Genomic DNA, 1,147 nt, shown 5'->3' on the forward strand with positions numbered 1-1,147 from the left:
AAGATTAAAGTTGGTCTCATCGGTTTTGGCAGAATGGGGCGATTTTATTTAAAAGAAATGCAGAAAAGCGGGCGATGGGAGGTCGCATACATTTGCGACATCAATCCCGATTGCCGGGAACTGGCAAAGAAATTATCTCCCGAATCGAAGATACTGGAAAACGAACAGGAAATGTTCGATGATGAAAGTGTGCAGGTAGTAGGACTATTTGCTCTGGCAGACTCACGAAAAGACCGGATTGAAAAGGCCATCAAATACGGCAAGCATATCATCTCCGAAAAACCCGTTTCAGACACTATCGACAAAGAATGGGAAGTAGTGGACATCACTGAAAAAGCCGCTTGTTTCTCTACCGTCAACCTGTATCTCCGTAATGCCTGGTACCATCAGGCCATCAAGCAATTTATAGACCAGGGAGAGATCGGTGAACTGGCCATCCTGCGCATCTGCCACATGACTCCGGGACTCGCACCGGGGGAAGGACACGAATATGAAGGACCCGCCTTCCACGACTGCGGAATGCACTATGTAGACATCGCACGCTGGTATGCCGGATGCGAATACAAGACGTGGCATTCACAGGGAGTCAACATGTGGAGTTATAAGGACCCCTGGTGGGTGCAATGCCACGGAACATTCCAGAACGGCGTTGTCTTCGATATCACCCAGGGATTTGTCTACGGACAATTATCCAAGGACCAGACCCACAATTCATACGTGGACATCATCGGTACCAAAGGAATCGCCCGCATGACGCACGACTTTCAAACCGCCGTTGTCGACCTTCGCGGAGTCACACGGACAGAGCGGATAGAGAAACCCTTCGGAGGGAAAAACATCGATGTACTGTGCGACCTGTTTGCCGACTCCATAGAAACCGGAACCAGAAACCCCAAACTCCCGCTCATACGAGACTCCGCCATCGCGTCCGAATACGCATGGACCTTTTTGCGCGACGCCTATACGCACGATTTACCCGCGATAGGAGAACTGGAGACACTGGAGCAAATATGGGAAAGAAGAAGAAATATGAAAAACGGATACGGATTACTCCAAAAGCCATAATAAGTTTTTAATGATATAACAGGCTGAAATTAATTACTAACTCTTAAAAATAAAACCATGTCAGACTTTTCAAGAAGAAAAT

General features: G+C 47.6%; 1 protein-coding gene. It reads left to right on the forward strand.

Features of this window, described 5'->3' with window-relative positions:
* On the forward strand, positions 1-1,065 hold a 1,065-nt coding region (locus HMPREF2794_RS21290; protein ID WP_139147283.1), incomplete at its 5' end, for a Gfo/Idh/MocA family protein.
* Between the last annotated feature and the right edge of the window lie 82 nt (positions 1,066-1,147).

It is taken from the genome of Bacteroides sp. HMSC067B03 (genome assembly GCF_001811315.1).
GTDB lineage: Bacteria > Bacteroidota > Bacteroidia > Bacteroidales > Bacteroidaceae > Bacteroides > Bacteroides faecis.